The sequence below is a fragment of the Pseudomonas sp. Bc-h genome (assembly GCF_002080045.1).
Classification (GTDB): domain Bacteria; phylum Pseudomonadota; class Gammaproteobacteria; order Pseudomonadales; family Pseudomonadaceae; genus Aquipseudomonas.
In genome coordinates this window covers 387401-414238 of sequence record NZ_MUIN01000007.1, presented here as the reverse complement: position 1 = coordinate 414238, position 26838 = coordinate 387401, and the positions used below count along the sequence as shown (strand labels likewise).

The following is a 26838-nucleotide window of genomic DNA, read 5'->3' as shown; positions in this document are numbered from 1 at the left end:
TTTCATAAATCTTCAGGTTGCAACGGCCATAGGGTTTATTGGGATCGAGCGGCGGTCTGCATGCGACCCATAACTGACGGTGGCGGCAGGAAAAATGGCCAAGAGCGGTCGGTAGAACGGCACAGGAATAAAAACGCTGCCGGCGTCAACATCGCGGGATAGCTCCCAAGTGGCTACCCCCCGCCGCACATGCGGATCGCCCGGATCCTTCTCTCATACCCCTGACTCCCCGCGCCTATGACCCGTACTCATAGGATAACAACACGCCTTGTTGGCATTTGGGGGGCTACTTAAAGTCGCATCCATCGCAGCGAACCCAGCGCGTGAGAGACCCACGACGTGCTGTTTGCCGACTCAATGCTCACCCCAATCAAATCCGCCACAAGGAATGAATAGATGAAAACCAAACCCAGAATTGCCGCTCTCGTCTCGTCCCTGACGCTGGCTGCGTTGACCACCACGGCCGTAGCACAGGAACATCCCGCTGCCGCGCTGGCCGCCAAAACGGTCGTACTCGTGCATGGCGCGTTCGCTGACGGCTCCTCTTGGAACAAGGTGATTCCGTTCCTTGAAAAAGCTGGCCTGAAGGTGGTCGCGGTACAGAACTCTCTGGATTCGCTGGACGGCGACGTTGCCGTAACCAATCGTGCGATCACCGCCGCGCAAGGGCCGGTGGTTCTTGTGGGGCACTCCTGGGCGGGCGCTGTCATCAGCGACGCGGGCGTCAAAGACAAGGTCAAATCCCTGGTCTATGTGGCTGCTTACGCGCCGGATGACGGTCAGTCTGTGTTCGACTCAGTCAAAGGCTACCCGCAAATGCCAGGACAAGCGTCTTTCGTCAAAGATGCCGACGGCTACGTGAAGGTCAGCGACGCAGGCGTTGCGAAGTTCTTCGCCCCTGACTTGTCGCCTTCCGACCAAAAGCTGATTGCCGCAACTCAAGGCGCATTGAACATCCAGGCACTGGATCAGCCGGTTCCCCACGCCGCCTGGCATAAGGTCCCTTCGTTCGTGGTCGTCGCCGCAAATGACCAGATCATTTCGCCGCAGCAGCAACGCGATCAGGTCAAGCGCCTGCACGCCACTGCGATAGAGGTGCCGTCCAGTCACGTTGCCATGCTCGCTTACCCGAAAGCAGTCGCGGATCTGATCATCAAGGCGGCCGAATGATTGGGTAACCGTAGCCCCTTAGTTATTGACCCACTTCCTCCATTTACCCTTGCAAGCGAGATGACTGTCATGAACTGGTAAACACCTGAATATGCGTAGCCAAGCCCGACTCAATGTCGGGCTTTTTCGTTGTCGTCATCCAAGCTTTGAACCAACGCCTTATCCGGGTGTGACGAACCGCCTGACACACCACCTTTATGGCCGGCCTTCGGATCAACCCCTCGCTGACTTCTGGACCAGACACTCTGCGAATCTACCCCCCACCTCTCATCTTCAGCGGCTGGCGCGCGCTCGGCTGAGTGGATGAGGTTGCAGACTCCCAAGACAGGGGCGGGCGAGTCCGTCGGGCCCTTGTAGCGCGACCGTCAGCTTGCCGGTGAACCAAGCCTGGATGTGCCGCACAGGTGCTGAAGGGGTGGAACTTCTACGATAGCGTTGGCACTGTGCTCGCTTCCTCAAGGGGATAGGGCGCGCAGCTGCCTGATGACGCAGAGGCTTGGATTGAATTCCCTTAAGCCTCTGCCTTTGAACCTCAGGCTGCCTCCAGCCCGCAGTGTGGGTGGGTTTACCACAGACAGTCTGAGAGGAAGGACGCGTCTCTGGGTTGCGCCGATATGTGGACGACAGCGGCTTTATCTTCGCCCATGAAAAAGCCGTCGCAGAGGCGACGGCTTGAGGGGGAAGCGCGAGGGCTCGGACGGCCGGTCAACTCATTGCCGGCCAGTCGGAATAACCGGTCGAATCGCCACCGTACCAGTAGGCTTTCGGCGCTTCCGCCAGCGGCGCTCCGCTGGCCAGGCGATAAATCAGGTCCGGGTTGGCAATGAAAGGACGGCCAATGCTGAACAAGTCAGCTTCGCCCGCCGCCAGCGTCTGCTCGGCCAGATCCAGCGTGTACTGGTTGTTGGCGATATAGGCTCCGCTGAAACGCTGCCGCAGTTCTGCAAAGTTGACGCCATTGACCTCTTCGCGGCTTAGCTGAGTGACGCCCTCGATTTCGTGGATGTACAGCAGTCCCAGGTCCGACAGTGCGGCCACATAAGCGCCAAAGGTGGCCATGGTGTCGCTGTCCAGCGGCGTTTCACCGGGCGTGGTGGTCACCGGAGAAATGCGGATGCCGACCCGTTCGGCGCCCCACACATCGATGACTGCTTTGACCACTTCCAGAGGAAAACGCAGGCGGTTTTCCAGCGAGCCGCCGTAACGATCCGTTCGAACGTTGGTGCTGTCGCGAACGAACTGCTCAAGCAGATAGTTGTTCGCCGAATGCACCTCTACGCCATCAAAACCGGCGATTCTGGCGTTTTCAGCAGCCCGGCGATAATCCTCGACGATCAGCGGAATCTCATCGGTTTCCAGTGCCCGGGGCGTGACGAAATCCTTCATGCCTTCATGCACCCGGATTTGCCCGTGAGGCTTGATCGCAGAGGGCGCTACGGGAAGGCTGCCATCGTGCATGTCAGGGTGGGACATGCGTCCGGTGTGCCAGAGTTGCAGGAAGATTTTGCCGTCACGACGGTGCACTGCATCGGTCACACGCTTCCACGCAACGATTTGCGCTTCGGTCCAGATCCCCGGGGTTCGCGAGTAGCCCCGGGCCTGGGCCGAGATGTTGGTCGCTTCAGTCACAATCAGTCCGGAGCTTGCTCGCTGAGCGTAATAGTCCGCAACGTAGTCGGGTTGAACACCCGCATCGTCCGCTCGGCTGCGGGTCATCGGCGCCATCACAATACGGTTCTTCAATTGCAGTCCGCCCAGTTTGACGGGCTGCAGGACAGGGCTTGCGAAACGATCACTCATGATTTTTTCTCTCTGCAATTCAGGGCAATTCAGGGCAATTCAGGGCAATTGTGAATGTGCTCAGTCAACGGTCTTGGCCCATACGGCCTGTGCATTGGTGAATTCGCGCAAGCCGAAATGCGAGAGCTCGCGGCCGTAACCGCTCTTCTTCACGCCACCCACCGGAATACGCGCGTTGGTTGCAGGGAAGCCATTGATGAAGACCCCACCGGTTTCCAGGCGACGAGCGATGCGCTGCGCCCGAACCATGTCCTGGGTCCACAGGCTGCCGCCCAATCCATAGTCACTGGTGTTGGTCAGGACGATGGCGTGCTCGACATTGCTGGCAACGGTAATCGCGGCGACCGGGCCAAACGTTTCTTCATCGAACGCGGCCATGCCGGGCTGGACGTTGGCCAGCACAGTGGGCTCGTAGAAATTGCCGGGGCCTTCGATCTTCTTGCCACCGAGCAGCAAGGTCGCGCCGGCGGCGAGGGTGCGTTGGACCTGGCCATCGAGCTCGTCGCGCAGATCGCCGCGTGCCATGGGGCCGACGTTGTTGGCGTTATCCAGGGGGTTGCCGACCTTCAATTGTTTTACGGCGGCCACGAACTTACGGGTGAATTCTTCGGCAATCGGTTGCTCGACGATAAAGCGCTTGGCCGCGAGACACACTTGACCTGCGTTCTGGAAACGGGCTTCGACGGCGGCCTTGACCGCCAGGTCGATATTGGCATCGGCCAGCACGATGAAGGCGTCGGAGCCGCCCAGTTCCAGTAGGCTCTTTTTCAGTGCCTTGCCAGCGGTGGCCGCCACTGCCGAACCTGCGCGCATACTGCCCGTCAGGGTCACGGCAGCGATGCGTGGGTCTTCGATGGTGCGAGCCACGGTTTCATTGTCGGCGATGAGATTGACGAACAATCCTTTCGGGAAGCCCGCTGCTTCATAGGCGTCCTGCAAGGCGTAAGCAGAGCCCATGACATTCGGGGCATGCTTGAGCATGAAACCGTTGCCTGACAGCATGATTGGCCCCGATGCGCGAATCACCTGCCACAGGGGAAAGTTCCAGGGCATCACGGCGAGGATGGTGCCGATCGGCAAGAAGGAAACGTGAACCTGATCGTCGCCCTCTACGTTGACTGGCTCATCGGCCAGGATCGCCGGGCCGTTATCAGCGATCCAGTCGATGGTTGCCGCACACTTTTCCACCTCAGCGCGGGCTGAAACCAGGATCTTGCCCATTTCAGCGGTGATCAGCCCGGCGATGATTTCCGAACGCTCGCGCAGGATGGCGGACAGACGACGATAGGCCGTGACACGTTCGCGCATTGGTGTGGCACGCCACAAGCGGAAGGCAGCGGCGTTGACGTCCAGCAGTTGCTCGACTTCGCTCTGGGTCTGGAACGGGTAAGTCGCGATCAGTTCACCGGTCGCCGGGTTACGTGAAGTGGCGAAGGCAGGGACGGTCGAAGTAGCGTTCAGATTGGTCATCGGGATCACCTCGTTGGCGGTGGTGCAGCACGTTGTGCGCTGCGATGACCGTCAATTTAGGTAAGCCCGACAGGGCCAGGAAGGCGTGTTGTTATCCTATGACTGCGGGTCATAGGCAGTGTGTCGAGGAATATAGGTGACCAGCGAAAGATCCGGGCGTCCCTCTGGCGTCAGAGCGACATAGGTGAAATCGATATAGCCACTCACCGGGTGCAGCAGACGCTTGCGCCCTTCGTCGAAGCCTTTGACTTCGGTGTCCTGCCACCATTCGCGGAACTCCGGACTCAGGGCGGACAGCTCCTCGATCAGACTGTCGAAAGGCGCCTTGTCCTGCGCCAGCGCACGGGAGGCACGAAAAGCGCTGATCATCCCGCGCGCCATCTGCTCCCAATCCAAGATCACCGTTCGGTAGGGGATGTACAGGAACAGCAGGCGCAGGGTGTTGCGCTCATGGGGCTGCAACGACCCGTAGTCGACGAACAAATCGGCGATGGCATCGTTCCAGGCCAGAATATCGAGTCGTGAATTACGCACGTAGGCCGGAATGGGATTGATCGCACGCACGAGCATTTCCAGCCCTGCGCTGACTCCGCCGCCAGTCTCAGCCGCGGGTGCTTCAAGCGCAGACAATGCAAACAGGTGAGCGGACTCGACGCGGTCGAGTTTGAGCACTTTGGCGATGCGGCGCAGTGCGTCGGGTGAAGGCTGGATATCGCGGCCTTGCTCAAGCCAGGTGTACCAGCTGACGCTGACTCCGGCGAGCACTGCGACCTCTTCGCGGCGCAGGCCCTGCGTGCGGCGCGGTCCCTCGGGCAGGCCGAAATCCTTGGGCTCAAGACGCGCACGTCGACTGGAAAGGAATTGACCGAATTCGCGCCGCTGCTCTAGAGAGGGTCTCTTAGTCATGAATCACTCGTGAGGAATCTGATTGGATTGACCTGTACCGCCCGCCGTTGAGGTCCGTACGCGCCCGAACGCTGGCAAGGCGAGCGTTCCGAGGTGAAGTTACACCACCTGTCACGTTTGGCCACCTGAAGATTGCATTCAGGCATCGGGCTCGTCTGCAAACGGGAAATATTGCGTGCTCAACTGCGGTCTGGCTTGAGGGGCATCAATTGGGCGGCGCGAAGGCGTTGGCAGCGGCGAGGGTGTTCATCGTTTCACTTTTGTAATGGTTTCCGAGGTTTCGGCTTCCTCGGAGCGTCTTTAGGGGACCATCGCCACACGGGATCTGACAGGTGCTCTGCAAAGAAATCGGACAATGCCGTGATCTTCGCCGGGCGGCTGCGGGCTGACGGTGTCACGAAATACAGTCCACCCTTGGTCATGCTCCATTCGGGTACCAACACTTCCAATCTGCCATCCGCCAGATACTCGCTGGCGATGAATTCCGGGAGTTCGGCAATCGCCAAACCTTCGAGCAGTACCGGCAGCAGGGCATCCGAGTTGGTGACGCGTAGCCGTCCGTTGGGTACGACATCTTCCTCAGTGCCGTCCTGGTGCGTAAAGCGCCAGACCTGGGTGCGCGCGCGATAGGCGTAACTCATGCAAGGTCGGCTCGCCAGCTCACGCGGATGGGTCGGGCGCCCATGGGCCTGAAGATAGGCAGGCGCGGCCACCGCGAATTGCGTCACGGCGCACAGCCGACGTGCGACCAATGACGAGTCGGGTAGCACCGCGATCCGCAGCGCTGCGTCGAACCCGTCGGCGATAAGGTCGACAGAGGCGTCTGACAGGTGCAGGTCCACGGAGAGTTCGGGGTATTGGCGCATCAGCTTGGGCAGAAGTGGCGCCACCCAGCGTAAACCGAACGACATCGGGACGGCGAGACGCACCTGACCCCGGGGTTGCACCGACAGGTCCTGGGCTTCGCTTTCTACCTCCTCTGCTTGCCGATAAATATCGCCCGCCTTGGCGGCCATGCTGGATCCGAACTCGGTCAGCGATAACTGGCGGGAGGTCCGGTTGAACAGCCGGCCGCCCAATCGCTCCTCCAGTCGTGCCACGGCACGCGACACCGTCGGCACTGATACGCCCATCACGCGCGCCGCCGCTGCGAACGAACCTTCTTCCGCCACCTTGGCGAACATGGCCAGACCTTCGAAATCAGGGAGTTTGCTCATTTCATTTCTGCAATGATGGATTGCAGGCAATTCTATTTTGAAAAGATTAGCCCGTCGATATGCTTCTCCCACACCGCAAACAACCCCTTACTTGCTGAACAATATTTTGGAGAAACACCATGACTCGCAAACTCGAAGGCAAAATCGCACTGGTTACCGGCGGCACCACTGGCATCGGCCTGGCCACCGCCAAACGCTTCGCCGAAGAAGGTGCCCATGTTTACATCACCGGCCGTCGTCAGGCTGAACTGGACGCAGCGGTCGCGCTGGTCGGTAACGCCACCGGTGTTCAGGTCGATTCCACGAAGCTTGAGCAACTCGATGCGCTGTACCAACAGATAGGCGCGGAGAAAGGCCGTATCGACGTGCTCTTCGCCAATGCCGGTGGCGGTTCGATGCTGCCTCTGGGCGAGATCACCGAAGCGCACTTCGATGACACCTTCGACCGCAACGTCAAAGGCGTGCTGTTCACTGTTCAGAAGGCGCTGCCGCTTCTGGCCAAAGGCGCTTCGGTCATTCTCACAGGTTCCACGGCGGGCAGCTCCGGAACCGCGGCTTTCAGTGTGTATTCAGCCTCGAAAGCCGCCGTCAGAGCGTTCGCCCGAAGCTGGATTCTGGACCTCAAGGATCGCAATGTACGCATCAACACACTCAGCCCTGGCGCGACCAAGACCCCTGGCCTGGTAGACCTCGCCGGACCGGACGCCGCTCAACAGCAAGGCCTGCTCGACTACCTGGCTTCACAGGTGCCGATGGGTCGTATCGGCGAGCCGGAAGAGATTGCCGCCGCGGCGCTCTTCCTGGCCTCTGACGACGCGAGTTTCGTGAATGGCGTTGAGCTGTTCGCCGACGGTGGTCAGGCGCAGATCTGATCGGGATGGGACGGTGCCGGGCATCGTCCCTGCCATTTCTTTTCAAGGACTTCATCATGAAAGCAGGTCATTTCGCAGCCATCGCATTGGGCCTGGCTCTGGGGTTCACAAGGGGAATTCGTTTCACTGCAGTTGCCGGGTGAGCACAGTTGATCGGCGTTGGCATCGCAGATCATCACAGCGATGCCAAACACTGCGCCGCAGCTCTTTTACACCCTAATACGATTCAGGCGTGTGTCACCGGACTGGAACCGGGGTGATTTTCTGGCCACTCAAGGCGTACCACACCTCAAGGTCATCCTCATGAACAACTACAACCTCACCAGTCACCCAGTTGCTTTTACCGCGCCGTTGCAAGGGGCTGGCACAGTCGCGGCCAGTCGCGCCGCAGACGATAGTCATGCTCGGGATATCCAGGTCGCTTTTTCGCAAGGTGGACTGCTGGTTCGAACGGTGCAGAAAAAAAACGCACATCAGGATCTGCATAATTGCGCAGTAACGCCTGACCAAGCCAAAGCGCTCCATGATAGTGGGGCCTCGTCCCACGGTGGACTGCGTAAATGGAGTCTGGGTCACGCTGACCTGCGGCCAAACTATTTTGGAATGGGGACACCCACGGGAATACCTCGACACATGGCGTTTCTCGCGCTGCCAGAGAAAATGGGTGACCACGTGATTGGTGTCCACAAGCGTGATCAGGGCTCTGGTCGTCCGCCAGTCGACCCGATGGTGAAATTGGCATCCGATGCCCGTATGGAATTGAAGGCGCTCCTCGGGGAACTCACGAGCGAGCAACGAGGTACGCCGACGGAAGCAATAGGCGATAATAATGAAATCCAGACGATTGGCATCAGGCCGGAAGCAGTGGCCGGGATGCTGTTTACCCCGAGTCCGAGCGTCAGGACATGGGAAGCTGCCAAGAATGATTTCCAGAAAGCGATCAATGCCGCAGGCCCAGAATTTGAAGGGCGCAGCTTTCCAATCTTCAGCTACGACACCAGTGATGCAACTCACAAGACCGAGCTGCGCCTGCTGGATACGTTGAGCAAGCAGAGTTGACGGCATACGGAGTTGCGGTAAGGGCCATGGTCGAGTACGGATTTCATGACATGCACCGCCGTTGATGTGCCTGCCATCTGTGAGTTGGGTCAGTTGCTCAACGCGATCCACCATGCCGCAAGGCCCGAAATCTATACCGCTGCCACCCATGATTTCTCTCGGGATGCTCCTCATTGGATGAGTTTCTTCGAGGGACCGGGGCAGATTGGCTTCATCGCTCATGTCGATGTGGCAGCTGCAGGGTTTATCAGTGCCAGCCTGTCGTCAGGCAGTGGCCCACTCATGCAGCCGATGAAATTCGTCCGAATTGGCTCGGTATGTGTGGCAGAGCGCTTTTGAGGCAACGGTATCGGTCGCAAACTGGTGAATCTGGTTCAGGAGTGGGGTATTCAAAAAAAGTGCCAAAGACGTCAGATTAGCCGTGTGGACTTTCAATGCCCCCGCCGTTCGGTTGTATGAAGAGATAGGGTTCGAGACGCATGCTTTTGAGACGGGGATGCCACTTTGATCTCGCTTTTACATGCCAACCTGCGTGCAGTCTGACTGCTTTCGACCCATAGCGGTCATCCCACTGAAGTCGCCATGCTGGTTCGATGCCTATGTGAAGTCGAACAGTACCAACGCGGCGGACGGGCTCTCAAGGGTGGTGGAGCTTGTACTCCTGGCTCAAACCGCCATAGCCGTAGGCGCTGGCGCGGCAATCGATCACATGTATGTTTGAGTGCGGGTGTACATTTCCTATTTCTTTGGCCAGCAACTCGAAAGCCTCATGCTGATAGCGCGCTTTCTGGGCCTTGGTATTGGTTTCATCCGTGATGGTGACCTCTAGACGGAACGAGTTGCGTCCTTGTTCAGCCAGTGAAAGGTTCTCGATGAACCAAAGTTCATGAGGCAGGAACTGCACCATCACCAATGTCTGTTCCGGTCGCTTTTCCAGTACTTCACAGGTCAAGGCGGTGAGTTTGGGGACGATGCTATGGGCTAGTTCAAGGTTCGGATCGCCAGAGATCTTGAGTGTAATACCGGGCATGTTGAACTCCTTTGCGGGCAATGAATGTCCAGCAAAGAGTAAGAAGTTGCGTTGATGCTGAAAAGCCGGAAGATATGCATTCATCTATCGGAAAAACGGCAGGATCAACATGCGCCCCTTTGACCTGGATCTCTTGCGTTCCTTCACCGTTGCCATGGATTCCGGCAGTCTTTCGGAGGCCGCGCCGCACCTGTGCCGGTCGCAATCAGCGTTGAGCGAACAATTACGCAGGCTGGAAGCATTCGCCGGTGTAACGCTGCTGGAGCGGGGCAAAAAGGGTGTCCGGCCTACGCCCGCGGGGGAGCGATTGATGGTGCATGCACGAGAACTGCTGGCCATGAGTGATCGCGCTCTTGAAGACGTACGCGGAGTGACGTTTGCCGGCGAATTGAGATTGGCGATCACCGACTACTTCTTGCCCGTTTCGATTGCTGAGTTGTTGAAGCAACTGCGCCTGAGATATCCACGCCTTCGACTGCATGTGTCGGTGCGAAAGAGTATGCAGATAGAGAGCGGTGCCGATGCAGGCGACTTCGATATCGGCCTTTCAATGCGCATACTTGATGGCCGCAGCCTTCCCGAGGGCATCCCGGTACGTCGGGAAGCATTGCATTGGGTATCAGCCATGGGGTCTGAGCCGAGGAATGAAGAAGATGGCGCGTTGCCACTATTGGTACTACCGCAGGGATGCAGTCTCCAACGTCTTACCCGAGAGACGCTGGACGCACATAAGGTGCCTTATGTGATTGCCCATTCCGCGTCCGGAGTAGCAGGGCTGCAATCAGCACTAATGGCGGGGCTGGGCGTCGCTTGCCTGAATGCCTCGGCCGTGCCGGTAGGCGCAGAGATTTGCCGGCCAGCCTTCCCGTTACCGGCTTTGCCCGACGTTGAGTTCAGCCTGTTGCCTGCTCGCACTGGCGAGTCTGATTTGGTCGGTGCTGTCCGGGAAATGCTTGCCAGCAAATTTAGGGAATGAGTGACAAATCCCTGAATTGAAAACGCCGGATTTTGGACGCAATGGGGGGCATAGTGAAGAGGCTGCTTCTGGCCGAAAGCCGCCGGTCGTGACTGCGTACTTTCGACCAATAGCGGACTCAAGGCTGGCCTGAGATCGACGCACGAGACCTCTGTACCCCGATGATGATCCTGTTTTACTGTCTATGTTATGTGCATTGCGGTCTGCACCATTTGATGAGAGGAGATCATCACCTCGGCCTTGGGAATGAAGGCGGGAAACAAGTTTGCAGTCATGACAGTTACCTTCGGCCTCATGAACGGCTCTACGAGAATTCGAGGCACCGCCTTTTTCCTGATCTCGCCGGAGAGGTTTTCGATCAACAGGTTGTTGAGCGTAAGCGTCGACCTGATAGAGGCGCGGATGTAGAAATGATCCAGATGTCTAATATCGCTAAAACTTTCTGTCCAAGCGAATCACTACCTTTGCCAAACTTATGCAGATTTGAAGCTAGGTGAGTCCTGCGTCAGCGCACTGATCAATCCGGCATCTACATTAACCACACGGCCTAATTCATAGGTAGGGCATGCGATTATTCCATCACGATTCCGAGCTGAAACGACGACGATACTGAGTTGGCGTGAGGCCAACAACTCTTCGAAACCGCGAGCGGAAGGCCACTGCAGACCCAAATCCAGAGAGAAATGCCGTTTGATCAATCGATGTATCGCTCTCCTCAAGCAATGCACGCGCTCGATCAATACGAGCGGTGAGAAGCCACTGTAAAGCTGTAGTACCGGTCTGTTCTTGAAATCGCCGAGCAAAGGTGCGAGAGCTCATGTTGGCACGAGCCGCAAGACTATCGACCGTGTGCGAACTGTTCAAATTGTCTCTCATCCATTCGATCAAGGGCATCAAGCTCGTTGGAGACCCTGGAAGCTCCTGACGAATAAACTGGGCCTGACCACCATCACGGTACAGTGGCGCGACCGCTAGGCGGGCGGTGTTTGCCGCAACAGACTGGCCGTAATCGCGTCGCACGAGATGCAAACACATATCTAATCCTGCTGACGCGCCGGCTGAGGTCACGATGCTTCCCTCATCGACGAATAGAACGTTAGGTTCTACTTGTATCTCTGGGTGAAGCTTGGCCAAGTCCTCGGCGAATCGCCAATGTGTAGTAGCGCGTTTTCCGTCAAGAAGACCGCTCGCCGCAAGGATAAAAGCCCCAGTGCAGATTGATGCTAATCGAGCACCACGAACATATGCCTCGCGAAGAGCGATTATTACCGTCTCTGGAACCTCTCTAAACGGGTCTTCACACCCTGGAATGACAATAGTGTGGGCTAGCTCAAGACGGTCGAGGCCGTACCGCACATGCATATCAAAGCTAGCGGCCCGAATTGTCCGCTCGGGTGCGCACACCTCCACCTCGTATGCGTTCTTGTCATCGACTTGAGAAGCCAAGGCGAAAACCTGATAGGCGATACCAAAGTCCAGCGGCACCACGTCATTCAATACCAGCACCGCAATCTTATGCACGGCGTTGCCCCCCGCTTTCAAAATCAAATAACTGGCAGAAAATGATCGCTTGATGTCATTTTAGCCACTCACGTGTAGCGTCTAGCAGGAATACTCTTTAGTCAACTACGACGAGAGGAGACGGTAATGTCTGATGAGCTGAGCGATAAGATTCAAGACCGACAACTGCAGATTGGCATGGTAATTTTTCCTGGTTTCACTTTGCAGGACTTGGCTGGCCCACAGACGGCGTTCGGCCTCCATGCCAAAACCCACATAATCTGGAAGACCATGGAGCCCGTTCCCACGGATATGGGCGTCACCATGAACCCCACGATCACGATTGATGACGTTCCGGATAACCTTGACGTGCTGTTTGTCGCAGGTGGCGGTGGAACCCCTGAAATCATGAAGGACCGGGAGTTGCTCGATTTTATTGCTCGCGCAGGACAGACTGCCACTTATGTAACCGCCGTATGCACAGGCTCCGTACTTCTTGCTATGGCAGGACTATTGGAGGGCTACCGTGCAGCAACCTACTGGCCTTTCTACGAACCCCTTATAGCACTGGGTATCGAACCGAGCTACGAACGGGTATGCGTCGACAGGAACCGAATCACAGGCGGCGGTGTAACGGCAGGTATCGACTTTGCGCTACAGGTCATCGCCGAGCTTAAAGGTCAGGATGCGGCAGAGTTTACACAACTCGTGCTCGAGTACGACCCGCAGCCGACAATGGCTTCGGGGAATCCACGAACTGCGCGACCGGAAATCGTCGCGCAGATAAAGGGGCTATGGGGTCGGACTGACGAAGCGGTGAGAGTCGCGAATGAGCATATGGAGCATCGAGCGCAGTCATCAAAACTGACTCCAGCCTGATCGTAGCTCCGTAACATTTACAGACTTCAGCCAGTGACTCTTGTGTGATTCCGAGGGCCATTCTGCGGTGAAACCCTCAGCCAATATCCTATTCAATATCCCCCCGCGTATAACCAAATGCGGGGGCTTTACCTTCAGAATTGGCTCATCAGTGGCCCACTTGTAACGCCTGCGCAAATATCGTCCTAACAACCCTCCGAACGCCAAGGTCCTCGTGGGAGCAACTGAATGGCTTCAGCACTCTCGAGAGCCAGAAAGTGTCGGATGCATCCAGGAGGAGTACGGCATTGCTATGTGTCTTTGCTAGCTACCAAGCATTCACCGCTTAACCGATTCTCGCGGCGTACATACTGCGGTGAATAGCCGTGCAATCGGACGAACGCCCGGCGCATCCGTTCTGGGTTAATAAAGCCGACCGCCTGAGCAATCTGCTCGATCGGCTCGCTGCCTTCTTGCAGCCGTAGACATGCCGTTTCGACGCGCAAGCGTTCCACTGCTCTAGCTGGGGTTTCACCGGTCTCTCGGCGGAATGCTCGTCCGAATTGTCGCAGGCTCAGTCTCGCTGCATCGGCTAGCCTCTCAATGGGTAACTCTTCGGCCAGATGCTCTCTTGCAAATTTCAGCGCAATACGGATGCGATCTGACTCTGGCTCCATTTGTGACATCGCGGAAAACTGTGACTGGCCGCCAGGCCGTCGGTATGGCACCACCAGTAATCTGGAGACATCGCGAGCTATTTTCACGCCCATGTCTTTCTCGATCAGGGCGAGTGCCAGATCAATACCGGAGGCAATGCCGGCCGACGTCCAGATGTGTCCGTCTTCAATGAAAATATTGTCTCCCGCAACCTTGATGCGAGGGAAACGCGATTGCAGCGATGCTGTGTATTTCCAGTGCGTCGTGGCCCGCCGATCGTTCAACAGCCCGATTTCCGCAAGCAAGAAAGCCCCGGTGCACACGCTTGCGACTCGCGAAGCGTTGACGACCAATTGCCTTGCAGCGGCGAGATTCTCTGCTACAAGCATTGGCTCGACTTCGCCGCCCACAAAAATTACGGTGTCAAAAGTGTGCTGGCCAACTGGAGCCGTTTCAATCGGAAGGCCTGAATTACCCACTACCAATCCTCCGGAGCGCGATACGACGCGAAGCTCATAGGGCTGATAACCAACAGCTGTCGTTACCTGATTGAATGCAGATAGTGGGCCAGCGAGATCGAGAGCATCGTGGCCAGGGCAGACGAAAAATCCAATTCGGTACATCGCAGCTCAACTCCAGCATTTAAGTATCGGACTTAACGGAAACCCAAGTGTAATACCACGGAGCCTCGCAATCTTCATGGCTTTCAATAGCGAGCATTTTTTGGCTTAAAGTGAGGGATAAACGTCGTTTTTGTTTCCCGGCCTCAGACGTAAAGTTGGTGGCGCGAACAGCATGAGCGACGGATGTAACGGTCACTTTGACCGGTTCGCGGGCGGGCTAGTGAAGTACCACGAATCACCAATATTTCAGTCTAACCCCCCCAACGGCACGGGCTTGGGTCAACTAACTCGGAAGTGGCCTCGCTAGCTGAGACTACATCGCCGGTGTGCCTTGGGATGAGCGCTCGGTGTAGCGACCATTTGGTGATTGCGGTACGTGACTTTACGAGCCCCATCAACACTAAAATCTAGATAGTCAGCTACTGAGGGTTCAACATGACTTCGCATACAAAACCTGTCGCCACCACTGAATACGACGACGTGATTCAAGCAGCACAAGCTTACATTGATGGATATCGTTCGGGAGATATTGCTGGAATTGAAAAAGCCTTCCATGAAGACGCGATAATGTGGGGGCACGCCGGTGATGAGCTGCTCCAGGGTCCAGCTATTCCGGTCTTCGCGAGCTTCTTCAAAACAATGGGCGCCTCTCCGAACACCCGCAGTCGCCTGGATATCTTGGCTATTGCACCCACTGCTGCAGTTGTCCGAGTGGACATGGAGAATGATGTTGTGGGAGCGAGCTACCACGACTTTCTTTCACTCCTAAAGATCGAGGGTCAATGGAAAATCATCTCGAAGATATTTCAACGTTACGCCTAATTAAGCGAGTGAGCCGCATTGGATAGCCTCAGGTCGTCAGTACCTCTTTTTTAAACTGATGTAAAAGGCCCTAACGCGCCTACCTGAGGTCATCGCAAACAGACACAGGCGGCGAGAGATCACCTGAGATAAGCCGGAAATTTTGTGTTACACGCAAAAGGTGGCTAAGGCGAAAGAATTCTTTGCCTAAGCTTATGTCGAACCTATTCGGTAAGCGCGGCCAGCGAATCCAAAAACGTGGCTGGCCGCGTCACCTGGTCTAAAAGCACGTCACGCCCAGCACTGACCTCTAGCGCGCCCTCGTCGCTAAAACTACCCATTCATTTTGCGTCATCAGCTGTATTCAAAGCTCGCGCGGTAGCCTCAACCTTGATCAATTCTTTCTCGCCCTGGGCGTTCTCTACCGTAAGATTGAGAAGCACCTGATCGCCTTCTTTTACCTGTTTAATCAGGTCTATAAGCATGATGTGATAACTGTTGGGATCCAGGATAACTGCTTTGCCAGCAGGTAAAGCGACGAAATCTACAGGCTGCATGCGCATTACGTCGTTCTTGATTGTCGACTGATGAACTTGCACGATTTTCGCCACCGGCGACTGGGCACTGAGCAGCTTGCCGTCGCTGCTTGCAGTTATCGTCATGAATGCACCAGTCGCTTGTTGGCCGGGCACCGTCGCGCGAACCCATGCGCCCTCTATCTGCGTTTGGGCCGAAACCTGGAAGGTTAGCCCCAGTAAAGAAAACGCAAGTACGATCTTTTTCATGTGCTTTTTTACCTGGGTCCAATTGATATCTGAATACATCAGCAAATCTCCATGAGGGTAGTGAGATCTTCTGCACACTGTTCCGCCGAAAGTGCTTGAGAAAATCCAAGGCGTAACGTTCCTTGGTAGTCATATACATAACTCGTCGATGAATGAGTAAGTGTATATGTCGACCCGATCGGCACTTTCTCGTAGAACACGCCGAACTCCTTGGCTGTAGCCGCCGTTTCTTCCTGCGTTCCGTAAAGCGCGATAAATGACGGATCAAAGGTTTTTACATAGGCGTCGAGAACTGCTGGCGTGTCCCGTTCGGGATCAAGTGTAATAAAAATTACCTGAAGGAGGTAGCCACCCTTATCCATTATCTTTTTGATTTTGACTGCACGAGCCAAGGCGGTGGGGCAGACTGCCGGGCACTGAGTGAACCCGAAGAAAATCATGGGCATCACACCTCGATAGCTTGACAGCGTTTTAACATCGCCGTCGGTGTCTTTTAGTCTGAATGTGCGCCCAAGAATTTTATTGCTGAGGTCTTTGCCGTATTTGTAAGATAGCTCACCGCGGTTGTCGCAGCCGGCCAGCATGCCAATACCTAAAAGTCCAATACCTGAAATCACCTTGCGGCGAGTCACCAAAACGCTCATTAATTGAAGCCTCTTTATACAAAAACCATCAGTTGGCTTAGCGCATATTTTAAGGGATTACTTCGTACGCTCACCCTATGCTCGCAGACAGATAGATGCATCTTTCCAGGCAGATGTGATCATGAGTCCATTGGCTTAGTAATGCTTCTCTAGTGTCATTACCGGCACCTCGATAGCGGTAAAATGAGCGCCTAGCTACGAATTCGTGGAAAGATTCTGTGAGTTCTCAATTGCTTAATCTGAAACATTGCGGAGGTTCAGCTTGAACCAGCAAGTTTTTTTAGCTAGTGAACACGTTGAGTCTTACTGTCGAGGTGCTTGGGTAACTCGAAGAGAAAGTGTAGATATTTACAGCGGGACTAGGCGTTCACGCCACCATCCACGCTCAATCCGGTGCCGGTGATATGTCTGGCGCTTGGGCTTGCGATGAACGCGACCGCTGCTGCGACATCCTTCCCGGTACCGTATCGGCCTAATGCTGCATGAGCCCTCATGGCATCAGCTCCATCACCATCGGCCGGGTTCATATCCGTATCCGTAGGTCCAGGATGCACGGTATTAACCGTGATACCCCGTGGTCCAAGCTCACGAGCCAGTCCCCTTGTGAAGGATAGTAGGGAGGACTTGGACATGGAGTAGACAGTGACCGACTCGAAGGCCACCCGCTCCGCCAGACAGGAACCGATGTTGATGATCCTTCCGCCTTCTCCAAGATAGGTAATGGCCGCTTGAGACGCCAAGATAACTGCCCTGATATTTACGGCGATGATCTGGTCTATCTGATCCAGAGGCATTGTTTCAAGCGGGCAGATAAAAGCGACACCCGCATTGTTCACTAATATATCCAACCCGCCTAAAAGGCTAGCTGCCTCATGTACAGAGCGCGTAGCTACTTGGGGATCCGCACTATCGGCCTGGATAGGAAAGGCTTTAACACCTAATCCCTCAATTTTTCTGGCCAGTTCCGCCGCCGCATCCCCAGAGCGAACATAGCTGAAAGCAATATCAGCTCCTTTTTCTGCCAACTCGATAGCGATAGCAGCGCCAATACCACGTGCAGCGCCAGTGATGAATGCACGTTTGCCTGAAAGTTCTTTCATGACTGTCCCATTAGTAGATTAGAGGTTTACCGCGACCATTCGGGATCACTGAAACCCAGAAGCTGCAGCTTAAGCGTCACTAGCGCTTTGCAACACGACTTAGTCCCCTCGATTTACGCCATACGGGTTAGTCGAACCTGTTTCCCCTTCCGAAATTAGAATCTGCTGATGAGGCGCCTTGAAGAGGAATGGACTTTCGGTACAGCGCTGAAATGTGCCAAGCAACAGGATTGCGCCGACCGCAATGAACCCTGAAGGGGCAGTTAAGACACTTCAGCCTCAACCTTAACTTCATAAGCGCTAACACCCTGATGTGCGGCCAGCCGTCTGATGCTTTGAGGAGGGTGCCCGATAACTCTGATAAAGGCTCTGCGCATCCGCTCCGGATCCTTGAAGCCGACCGAGTGTGCTATCAGTTCGATCGCTTCCGCACCACGTTCGACTCGCAGCCTCGCGGCCTCGACACGCAAACGCTCCACAGCTTTAGCGGGTGTTTCTCCCGTTTCCAGCAGAAAGGCTCGGCCGAATTGACGCAAGCTGAGGCAAGCAATTGATGCCAAATGCTCTGTTGATAGCTGTTCGTTTAGATGCTCCCGCATGTAGGAGAGCACCTCCCTCATGCGATCCGTAGTCGGCTCCATATCGGCCATGGCCGAAAATTGTGACTGGCCTCCTGGCCGACGGTGGTACACGACCATGGCGCGGGCGACCTCATGAGAAACAGCATTTCCCAGATCCTCCTCAATCATGGCCAGCGCCAGATCGATTCCCGCAGAGATGCCAGCAGACGTCCAGATGCCACCATCCTTCGTGAATATATGATTGGGCTGTACCCGCACCTTCGGAAAATTGCGTTGCAGACGCGCGGTCTGCCTCCAGTGTGTCGTAGCCCTGCGACCGTCTAACAGGCCCGCCGACGCCAATAGAAAGGCCCCGGTGCAAACACTGGCAATGCGCCTGGTGCCTTTTGCGGCTGCATGGGTGAGGTGATCTGACACCATAGGAAGGTCATAGGGCTTGGAAAACGCCTCACCGCCGACCACTACCAACGTATCGTAAGGGCTCGATCTGATCTTCTGACTCCTTACTTCCATACCAGACGAACTCATAACGGGACCGCCCGACAACGAGACTACCGAACAGCTGTAGGGATCTGATACCCCGATCTCTTTAGCGATTTCAAAGGCGGCTAGCGGACCACTAAGGTCCAGAATCTGAAACTCGGGAAAGACCAGGAAAGCGATGTCACGCATGAAATTACCTTCTCCAAAAATTATTAATCCCGTTCTCAATTGCGATTCCCTGCCAGCCTCCTGTTGGCGATTTCATTCTGCTTGCCTCGGATGATCCTCTAAAAATCGTATGGCGAAAAGAGCAAAAAACCCTCGAAAAACGTCATTCTCAGTTTTTTGCCTCGTAGTTCCGCATGGCTATTTGCGTTCCAGTCTGTGACGTCCGCTGGTCAATGCAGCACGACGGCCAAAAAGGAGGGAAGTAAGTCCTTTCTCCAGACATAAGTGACATAGAGAATGCTCCCGTTTCTCAACGGGAGAGTCGCCATGACTATTAGGGCAGTCTCCTCAAATCTTCTTTACAGGGGGCGGGTGCAATGAGTACATCCAAGTCGTCGGAAGACATTCCAGCGCCGGAAAAATCGTCAAGCCGCTCGAATGTGGCTGTGTTGGCCATAGCCCAAGGATTATTCACGGCCGCCATCGCGATCGATCTCACATTAACCGGTTTGACGGGATATCAGCTTGCCCCTGATAAATCGCTCGCGACTCTGCCTTTTGCACTGATCACCGTAGCAGGCGCCATTGCGACATATTTCGCCTCTACTCTGATGCAGAAGATCGGAAGACGGCGTGGATTCGTGCTGGGTGCCATCACCTGCGCATTAGGTGGATCGATTTCCGTATGGGCTGTTTTCCAGAACTCTTTCTGGCTATTCTGCATCGGGACAGCGGCCGTCGGTATCTTTCAAGCGTTCGCCCAGTATTATCGTTTGGCGGCGACGGATTCGGAACCTGACCACCGCAAAGCACGCGCAATCTCGTTGGTGCTTGCGGGCGGAGTGATTGCCGCTATTCTTGGGCCTTTATTAGCGAGTTGGAGCACCAATTTATTCGCGACCCTATTCGCCGGTTCTTATTTGATGGTATGCCTGCTCGGCGTTGCCTCGGCAGCGTTACTTTGGTTAGTCTATGAAGACGCACTTCCGGAATCATTGAAGTTGCATGGCGACGAACAGCCGCCACGCAAGTTACTTACAATATTTCGCCAGCCAGTTTCCCTAGCGGCACTTGCGAATAACGTCATAGGCGGCGTGGTGATGATGTTCATCATGACTGCCACACCGCTGGCGGCTGTCGCCAGCAATCACTCAATAAATGATGGCGCGAGCATTATTCAATGGCATTTGGTCGGTATGTACGCGCCGTCGCTATTTGCTGGACGCCTGATTTCCCGATTCGGATTGCCTTCGATCTTGTTCTTGGGAATTGCACTTAGTGCAGCTTGCGGATTGATTGCACATTGTTCGGACAGCTTGGCGGCATTCTATATTGCACTTCTTTTTTTAGGCGTAGGATGGAATTTTATGTTTGTGGGCGGCACAGTTTTACTGACTGCTTCGCATCATCCCTCCGAGAAGGCCAGGGTGCAGGGAGTGGCAGAGTTTATTCGATACACGTTCTCTGCATTTGCAACTCTGGCCGCCGGCCCTTTATTGCAATCACTTGGCTGGAAGGGTATGAATGATATTATTTTCCCACTATTAGCGGTATGCGCTGTTATTACCTTATGGTGGGTATGTGTCGAACGCAGAATAAAAAACGCAATTAATGAGCACGTCTCGGGCAGCGAAAACCGGTCGGCGACATAATTATCCGTGCGTGCCGTGCATCTTTCAAAAGCGGCATAGCTGGAGGTCCAAACAAGTCGGCGCTTTAATTAGCGCCACCTCATATCGTTGTGAATTAGCCATCGCCACTGGCATTCACACACCATCTAAGCTAGGACAGAATTAATCTTGGAGTCATGATGAGCACTAATTACAAACCCCGCAGTGGGCTGGCACTTTACTCCGCAGGTATACTTATTATTTTCGGCGTCGTTGCCTTTGGTGTGGTCGATAACTCAGAGGAAGCTATAGCACAGGACGGCCCGCCCCCAGTCCAAGAGGTAGATGTCATGGTCGTTAAGAAAGAAACGGTTACCGACTGGCAAACCTACTCTGGCCGATTAGCCGCGGTGGAAAAAGTTGAGGTTAGGCCGCTGGTGGCAGGAACCATAACGGACGTCAACATACATGATGGCCAACTAGTAAAAAAAGGGGACATTTTGTTCGTCATCGACCCACGACCTTACCAAGCACAAGTCGAACGAGCTAAGGGGCAGGTTGCGGCAGCTCAGGCCCGCGCCGCGTACACTAAAAGCGACTGGGAGAGAGCACAGCGGCTAATTGCCGAAAATGCAATAGCGAAACGTGACTACGATGAAAAAAACAACGCGGCATTGGAGGCCAGTGCCAATCTTAAGACTGCTGAAGCAGCGCTGGATGCAGCTAAAATTGATCTCGGCCATACGCAGATCACAGCTCCAATTTCTGGTCGAGTATCGCGGGCAGAAATTACACTTGGAAACATCGTAAACGCCGGGGCAGGCGCGGCACCTTTAACGATGCTTGTCTCTGTTACCCCCATTTACGCAGAGTTCAACGCTGATGAGCAGACTTATCTTAAGTACATCAACAGACTCGGCAATAAGGCTACTGTTCCGGTTGACCTAGGACTTGCAGATGAGACAGGGTATTCGCGCCGGGGAGTCATCCAATCCGTAGACAATGAACTCGACACTACCTCGGGCACTATCCGCATGCGTGCACGGTTTGACAACGCTGATGGCACCATGGTCCCGGGGCTATATGCGCGTGTAAAAGTGGGCGGCAGTGAACCATACGCGGCCCTTCTTATTGATGATGCGGCAATTGGCACCGACCAAGACAAGCGATTTGTCTTGGTCGTGGGAAAAGATGACCATATTGTTTATCGCCCGGTAGCGCTGGGAAATCTACAAGGCAATTATCGCATTATCACATCCGGACTCGAAGAGGGCGAACGGGTGGTGGTAGGCGGCATTCAGCGAGTCCGTCCAGGGGAGCAGGTTCTAGGAAAGATAATTCCCCAAAATGACGCTCAGGCTAGAAACGCTCAATGACCCACGACAGGACTAACGAAAATTCACCAGTAAATAATGAGTGTTCCTCAGGCACTCAGGATTTATTGATCCGTGTATTGATTATAAAACAGAGTGCATCCTGAAGCGTCCTGTTGTCTTTTTTAACTTTCAAGCAGCGCTGAGAGCAAGTAGCCGCCTCACTTAAAGAGTCATTAATGAACATATCAAAGTTCTTCATTGATCGTCCGATTTTTGCGGGCGTACTATCCGTGGTGATCCTGCTTGCAGGGTTGATAGCAATATTTAAATTGCCGATTTCTGAGTATCCAGAGGTCGTTCCGCCCTCGGTCACAATCAGCGCACAATATCCTGGAGCGAACCCAAAAGTCATTGCCGAGACAGTTGCTGCGCCGCTTGAGGAAAAAATTAACGGCGTTGAGAATATGCTGTACATGCAGTCACAAGCGAACAGTGACGGTAACCTGACCATCACTGTAACTTTCGCGTTAGGAACTGATCCGGATTTGGCTACCCAGTTGGTTCAGAACCGAGTCAACCAAGCACTGCCTCGGCTGCCCGAAGATGTTCAACGGTTGGGCGTTACGACGCTCAAAAGCTCTTCCTCGTTGGTTCTTTTTCTGCACCTCGTGTCGCCGAATGGTCGGTACGACACGACCTATCTGAGGAACTACGGCGTACGGAACGTCAAAACGCGCTTTGAGCGAATACCTGGCGTTGGCCGCGTCGATATGTGGGGCGCAGGTGACTATGCAATGCGTGTTTGGCTCGATCCGCAGAAGGTGGCACAGCGTAATCTCACCGCCTCGGAGATTGTGACTTCCATTCAAGAACAGAATATCCAGGTAGCTGCGGGCGCCGTGGGTGCTGCGCCTTCTTCACCGGGTACTGCAGTACAGCTGACAATCAACGCACAGGGTCGCTTGAAAACCGTCGACGAGTTCCGCGACATCGTTCTCAAAACCAGCCCGAATGGCGCAGTTACTCACCTGCGAGATGTTGCCCGAGTCGGACTTTCAGCGGCTGAATACGGACTGCGTGCGCTCCTGGACAACAAACCCGCCGTCTCCCTTGCCATCTACCAATTGCCCGGCGCTAACGCGCTGGAAATCTCTGATGAAGTCCGCGCTGCACTCAAAGATCTCAGCGCTGATTTCCCTCCGGGCCTGGATTACAGGCTTATCTACGATCCAACTCGTTTCGTGAAGTCGAGCATTAAGGCAGTTATAGAAACCCTGCTCGAAGCCATTGCACTAGTGGTCGTGGTCGTTATTGTGTTCCTCCAATCGTGGCGCACAGCAATTATCCCTTTGATCGCTGTACCGGTGTCCATCATCGGTACCTTTGCGCTATTGCTGGCCTTCGGCTTCTCAATCAATGCCCTGTCGCTTTTCGGAATGGTGTTAGCCATTGGTATCGTCGTTGACGATGCCATCGTTGTGGTTGAAAACGTGGAGAGGAATATAGCCAGCGGCCTGACCCCGAGGGACGCTACGTATAAAGCCATGCGAGAGGTCAGCGGCCCCATCATTGCCATCGCACTTACGTTGGTGGCTGTGTTTGTACCGTTGGCATTTATGAGCGGTCTCACGGGCCAGTTCTATAAGCAGTTTGCAATGACCATTGCGATCTCTACAGTGATATCTGCTTTCAACTCACTCACGCTCTCTCCAGCCCTCAGCGCACTACTTTTGCGTAGCCACGACGCTAAGCAAGACGCCTTAACGCGGGTGATGAATAAGCTACTGGGCGGTTTTTTTCGGGCCTTCAACAAGGTTTTTAATCGTGGCTCGGAGCAATACTCGAAAGGCGTAACAGGCATTCTTAAGCGCAAGGGCAGCATGCTGGTGGTTTATGTGGTTCTTCTGGTGCTCACGGCGGTTATGGGGAACGTTGTGCCTGCCGGGTTTATTCCAATGCAGGACAAGGAGTACTTGGTCACCATCGCCCAGCTGCCCAATGGCGCTTCTCTCGACCGAACGGAAGAAGTGATTCGCCAGATGAGCGAAATAGTCATGAAGCAGCCGGGCGCCGCTCACGCAGTCGGCTTCCCCGGCATGTCCGTTAACGGATTCATGAACAGTTCTAGCGCAGGGATTGTCTTTGTCCCCCTCAAGCCTCTCAGCGAGCGTACATCGAAAGATGAGTCCGCCGCGGCCATCGTCGCATCCCTTAACCAAAAGTTCGCCAGTATCAAAGGAGCCTATGTCGCAGCGTTTCCACCGCCTCCAATACTCGGGCTTGGCACACTAGGTGGCTTCAAAATGCAGCTGGAAGACCAAGGTAGCCTCGGGTATGAGGAGCTTAATAAGGCCGCTCAAGCATTCATGGCCAAGGCTGCAGTGACCCCGGAGCTTGGTGGGTCACTGACAAACTATCAGATCAACTTCCCGCAGCTAAACGTCGATCTAGACCGTGTGAAAGCCAAACAGCTGGGCGTGTCTGTTACCGATGTATTCAAGACCATGCAGGTATACCTCGGCTCCTTGTATGTGAATGACTTCAACAGCTTTGGCCGGGTATATCAGGTACGAGTGCAGGCCGACGCACCGTTTCGTCAGCGAGCAGATGACATCCTTCAGCTAAAAACCATAAACGACCGTGGAGAAATGGTGCCCCTATCGTCTCTGGTTCGTATCACCCCAACCTACGGTCCGGACATGGTGGTTCGGTATAACGGCTACACCGCAGCGGATATTAACGGCGGCCCAGCGCCGGGCTATTCGTCTGGCCAGGCCCAAGCAGCAGCAGAGCGCATTGCAGCCGAGGTGTTGCCTCAAGGCGTAAAATTCGAGTGGACTGAGCTGACTTACCAAAAGGTTTTGGCAGGTAATGCCGGTATGTGGGTCTTCCCTGTCAGCGTCCTGCTCGTATTCCTCGTACTGGCCGCACTGTACGAAAGCTTGACCCTCCCTTTGGCGGTAATCCTGATCGTCCCCATGAGCATCTTGTGCGCACTCACGGGGGTGTGGCTCACGCAAGGAGACAACAATATCTTCACCCAGATCGGCCTGATGGTATTGGTAGCATTGGCTTCCAAAAACGCCATCTTGATCGTCGAGTTCGCCAGAGAACTAGAGCACGACGGGTACACGCCGCTGAAGGCTGCCATTGAAGCGAGCCGCTTGCGTCTCCGGCCGATTCTCATGACTTCGATCGCCTTCATCATGGGCGTTGTTCCACTCGTGTTTTCCACTGGGGCGGGCTCAGAAATGCGCCAAGCCATGGGGATATCGGTGTTTTTCGGCATGTTGGGCGTGACCCTGTTCGGTCTCGCACTAACACCTGTCTTCTACGTGGTCCTGCGTACGCTGGCAGGTGGCAAAGTACACGTGGCTCAAAAAGACGCGCCTAACCTGACAACGGAAGCATTGGACTCATGATCGGAGCCAAACGAATGATCCAATTACCCAAAAAGTCTATTTTTGGACTGCTAACTTCCTCAGCGCTGCTATCGCTTCTATCAGCATGCTCTGTGGAGCCGACATACAGCCGCCCCGACGTCCCGACTCCACAGGCGTTCAAGGAAGCTTCGGCTGAACAGAAGCAAGTATCATTGCCCAAAGACAGCGCCTGGAAAAACGCTGAGCCGGCCGATGCCGAACATCGTGGGGAATGGTGGCTAGTCTTTGGCGATCCAGTGCTAAGCGACCTGGAGCGGCAAGCCGCTGAGGCTAATCAGAATCTGAAGGCGGCTGCCGCACGAGTGCAGCAATCGAGAGCCTTGACCCAATCAGCCCGAGCGGGATGGTTCCCATCCCTAGATGCGGGATTTGGTCCTACGCGTGAACGCCTCTCTCCTGCCTCACAATTGTTGTCTGACGATGCGAATGGGTCCACGCAGACTCTTTGGCGGGCGCAGGCGACTGCCTCTTACGAGGTAGACTTGTTCGGGAAGGTAGATTCACAAGTGAACACTGCGCTCGCTAATCAAGCACAGAACGAGGCGCTGTATCGTTCTGTGCTGTTAGCCCTCCAAGCTGATGTGGCTAAAAATTATTTCAAGCTGCGTGAGTACGACAACCAACTTCGACTATTTCGTCGCACGGTCACCCTGCGTGAAAACGCCCTGAAATTAGTAGAGGGGCGATTCAAAGAAGGTGACATAAGCGAACTTGACCTCTCGCGAGCTCGCAACGAACTATCGACCGCGAGGGCGGACTCGGTAGGGATCGCACGGCTTCGCGCGACGTCAGAACATAGTCTTGCCTTGTTGTTGGGTAAATCTCCTGCCGATTTCGGCTTCCCTGACTTACCTATAGAGCCCATCGCGACCCAGGTGCCTATCGGGTTACCATCAGCCCTACTGGAGCGCCGTCCAGATATTGCTGCCGCCGAGAGAGCTATGGCCGCGGCTAATGCACAAATCGGATCGGCGAAATCAGCATTTTTCCCGCAGCTTAATATAAATGCCTCCGCCGGCTTCGAGTCGTCATCGCTGGGGAATCTGTTCGACTGGTCGACCCGGTCTTTTCTACTAGGCCCCCTTGCGGGAACGGCGCTGACGTTACCGATATTTGATGGTGGTCGGAGGAAAGCAAATCTCGCCTCTGCAAGGGCTCGATACGACGAGCAGGTTGCGAAGTATCGGGAGCAAGTATTGGCGGCGTTTAGAGAGGTAGAGGACAACCTGGCAGATCTGAGGTTGCTCGATGATCAGAAAGGTAGTCAAAGCGAAGCTGTTGCAGCATCAATACGGACGGAGCGACTTTCTAAAACTCAGTATGAAGAGGGACAGATAAGCTACTTGGACGTTATCGATGCTCAGCGCCAAGTCTTACAGAACGAGCTGCAACTGAGCCGTCTGACGGGCACTCAGGCCATTGCAACGGTGAACCTGATTAGAGCCCTAGGTGGTGGGTGGAACTGAGCCGATACTAGCGTTACCTCCAATGGCCGTAAGCGGTGATTACGTAGTCTGGACGGCTTTGAATTGCTCATAAAGAACGGGTCAACTTGACCCGCTCTTTATGCTTCAAACCCAACGGAAATTTCCTGGCCAGAGCCAAACCGCAATAAGCGTCCGCTCAACACACCTAGCCTGATTAGACGCGCGCCTACCTGCCGTGAGCTTGCGCTGCTGTTGACTACGTGTTTGCACTCATTTGACCTTAATCGCGAGTGTCCGGCGTCCTGATCTAGGTACTCGGCACCGATCGCCTGAATGCAGCAG

General features: G+C 54.9%; 22 protein-coding genes. 11 read left to right on the top strand and 11 right to left on the bottom strand.

Features of this window, described 5'->3' with window-relative positions; genetic code table 11:
- The first annotated feature begins 396 nt into the window (after positions 1-396).
- The gene (locus BWR59_RS14760) at positions 397-1170 is read left to right on the top strand and encodes an alpha/beta hydrolase (protein WP_081566365.1); all 774 of its coding nucleotides are present in this window, start codon (positions 397-399) and stop codon (positions 1168-1170) included.
- Between the two features lie 705 nt (positions 1171-1875).
- Here the strand turns inward: BWR59_RS14760 and BWR59_RS14755 are convergent.
- The 4 genes from BWR59_RS14755 to BWR59_RS14740 form a co-directional block, all read right to left on the bottom strand.
- On the bottom strand, positions 1876-2970 hold the full coding sequence (locus BWR59_RS14755; protein WP_081566364.1) for an alkene reductase: 1095 nt from the start codon (positions 2968-2970) through the stop codon (positions 1876-1878).
- Between the two features lie 60 nt (positions 2971-3030).
- On the bottom strand, positions 3031-4440 hold the full coding sequence (locus tag BWR59_RS14750; RefSeq protein WP_081566363.1) for an NAD-dependent succinate-semialdehyde dehydrogenase: 1410 nt from the start codon (positions 4438-4440) through the stop codon (positions 3031-3033).
- Positions 4441-4536: 96 nt separating this feature from the next.
- Positions 4537-5346 carry a helix-turn-helix transcriptional regulator gene (locus tag BWR59_RS14745; protein ID WP_081566362.1) on the bottom strand — a complete coding sequence of 270 codons (810 nt, stop codon included), beginning with the start codon at positions 5344-5346 and terminating at the stop codon, positions 4537-4539.
- A gap of 254 nt (positions 5347-5600) precedes the next feature.
- Entirely contained in the window at positions 5601-6563 is a 963-nt protein-coding gene (locus BWR59_RS14740) for a LysR family transcriptional regulator (RefSeq protein ID WP_081566361.1), read from the bottom strand.
- A gap of 119 nt (positions 6564-6682) precedes the next feature.
- Between BWR59_RS14740 and BWR59_RS14735 the strand changes: the two genes are divergently transcribed.
- From BWR59_RS14735 to BWR59_RS33125, 3 genes are all read left to right on the top strand, one after another.
- Entirely contained in the window at positions 6683-7435 is a 753-nt protein-coding gene (locus tag BWR59_RS14735) for an SDR family oxidoreductase (RefSeq protein WP_081566360.1), read from the top strand.
- Between the two features lie 303 nt (positions 7436-7738).
- On the top strand, positions 7739-8494 hold the full coding sequence (locus tag BWR59_RS32005; RefSeq protein ID WP_143490831.1) for a hypothetical protein: 756 nt from the start codon (positions 7739-7741) through the stop codon (positions 8492-8494).
- Between the two features lie 45 nt (positions 8495-8539).
- Positions 8540-8833, top strand: coding sequence for a hypothetical protein (locus BWR59_RS33125; RefSeq protein ID WP_343286991.1), 294 nt, complete (start codon positions 8540-8542; stop codon positions 8831-8833).
- A gap of 298 nt (positions 8834-9131) precedes the next feature.
- On the opposite strand, the gene BWR59_RS14715 is transcribed toward BWR59_RS33125, so the two are convergent.
- Positions 9132-9524 carry a 4-oxalocrotonate tautomerase gene (locus BWR59_RS14715; RefSeq protein ID WP_081566357.1) on the bottom strand — a complete coding sequence of 131 codons (393 nt, stop codon included), beginning with the start codon at positions 9522-9524 and terminating at the stop codon, positions 9132-9134.
- Positions 9525-9633: 109 nt separating this feature from the next.
- Here BWR59_RS14715 and BWR59_RS14710 point away from each other — a divergent pair, with 109 nt between their 5' ends.
- On the top strand, positions 9634-10500 hold the full coding sequence (locus BWR59_RS14710) for a LysR family transcriptional regulator (protein WP_081566356.1): 867 nt from the start codon (positions 9634-9636) through the stop codon (positions 10498-10500).
- A 579-nt stretch (positions 10501-11079) separates the two neighbouring features.
- Here BWR59_RS14710 and BWR59_RS14705 read toward each other — a convergent pair.
- On the bottom strand, positions 11080-12021 hold the full coding sequence (locus BWR59_RS14705; RefSeq protein WP_081566464.1) for a helix-turn-helix domain-containing protein: 942 nt from the start codon (positions 12019-12021) through the stop codon (positions 11080-11082).
- Between the two features lie 126 nt (positions 12022-12147).
- Between BWR59_RS14705 and BWR59_RS14700 the strand changes: the two genes are divergently transcribed.
- A complete protein-coding gene (locus BWR59_RS14700) occupies positions 12148-12879 on the top strand; it encodes a DJ-1/PfpI family protein (RefSeq protein ID WP_081566355.1) in 732 nt (243 codons plus the stop codon).
- Positions 12880-13169: 290 nt separating this feature from the next.
- Here the strand turns inward: BWR59_RS14700 and BWR59_RS14695 are convergent, their stop codons facing one another.
- Positions 13170-14138 carry a helix-turn-helix domain-containing protein gene (locus tag BWR59_RS14695; protein ID WP_081566354.1) on the bottom strand — a complete coding sequence of 323 codons (969 nt, stop codon included), beginning with the start codon at positions 14136-14138 and terminating at the stop codon, positions 13170-13172.
- Positions 14139-14573: 435 nt separating this feature from the next.
- Between BWR59_RS14695 and BWR59_RS14690 the strand changes: the two genes are divergently transcribed.
- The gene (locus BWR59_RS14690) at positions 14574-14960 is read left to right on the top strand and encodes a nuclear transport factor 2 family protein (RefSeq protein ID WP_081566353.1); all 387 of its coding nucleotides are present in this window, start codon (positions 14574-14576) and stop codon (positions 14958-14960) included.
- A gap of 320 nt (positions 14961-15280) precedes the next feature.
- Here the strand turns inward: BWR59_RS14690 and BWR59_RS14685 are convergent, their stop codons facing one another.
- The 4 genes from BWR59_RS14685 to BWR59_RS14670 all read right to left on the bottom strand — a co-directional run bounded on the left by BWR59_RS14685 (position 15281) and on the right by BWR59_RS14670 (position 18721).
- Positions 15281-15763: a copper chaperone PCu(A)C gene (locus tag BWR59_RS14685; protein ID WP_081566352.1), complete on the bottom strand. Its 483-nt coding sequence runs from the start codon at positions 15761-15763 to the stop codon at positions 15281-15283.
- Positions 15763-16368 (bottom strand): SCO family protein, encoded by a 606-nt coding sequence (locus BWR59_RS14680; RefSeq protein WP_081566351.1) that lies wholly within the window; start codon positions 16366-16368, stop codon positions 15763-15765. The genes BWR59_RS14685 and BWR59_RS14680 overlap by 1 nt, the downstream gene beginning before the upstream one ends.
- 359 nt (positions 16369-16727) lie before the next feature.
- Positions 16728-17468, bottom strand: coding sequence for an SDR family oxidoreductase (locus tag BWR59_RS14675; RefSeq protein ID WP_081566350.1), 741 nt, complete (start codon positions 17466-17468; stop codon positions 16728-16730).
- A gap of 263 nt (positions 17469-17731) precedes the next feature.
- Entirely contained in the window at positions 17732-18721 is a 990-nt protein-coding gene (locus BWR59_RS14670) for a GlxA family transcriptional regulator (RefSeq protein ID WP_081566349.1), read from the bottom strand.
- Positions 18722-19077: 356 nt separating this feature from the next.
- Here BWR59_RS14670 and BWR59_RS14665 point away from each other — a divergent pair, with 356 nt between their 5' ends.
- The 4 genes from BWR59_RS14665 to BWR59_RS14650 all read left to right on the top strand — a co-directional run bounded on the left by BWR59_RS14665 (position 19078) and on the right by BWR59_RS14650 (position 26535).
- The gene (locus tag BWR59_RS14665; RefSeq protein ID WP_081566348.1) at positions 19078-20352 is read left to right on the top strand and encodes an MFS transporter; all 1275 of its coding nucleotides are present in this window, start codon (positions 19078-19080) and stop codon (positions 20350-20352) included.
- A 158-nt stretch (positions 20353-20510) separates the two neighbouring features.
- Entirely contained in the window at positions 20511-21686 is a 1176-nt protein-coding gene (locus BWR59_RS14660) for an efflux RND transporter periplasmic adaptor subunit (protein ID WP_081566347.1), read from the top strand.
- Between the two features lie 176 nt (positions 21687-21862).
- Complete coding sequence (locus BWR59_RS14655; protein ID WP_081566346.1) at positions 21863-25048, top strand: multidrug efflux RND transporter permease subunit; 3186 nt, start codon at positions 21863-21865, stop codon at positions 25046-25048.
- Positions 25045-26535, top strand: a complete 1491-nt coding sequence (locus BWR59_RS14650) for an efflux transporter outer membrane subunit (RefSeq protein ID WP_143490830.1) — start codon at positions 25045-25047, stop codon at positions 26533-26535. The genes BWR59_RS14655 and BWR59_RS14650 overlap by 4 nt, the downstream gene beginning before the upstream one ends.
- Positions 26536-26838: the final 303 nt, after the last annotated feature.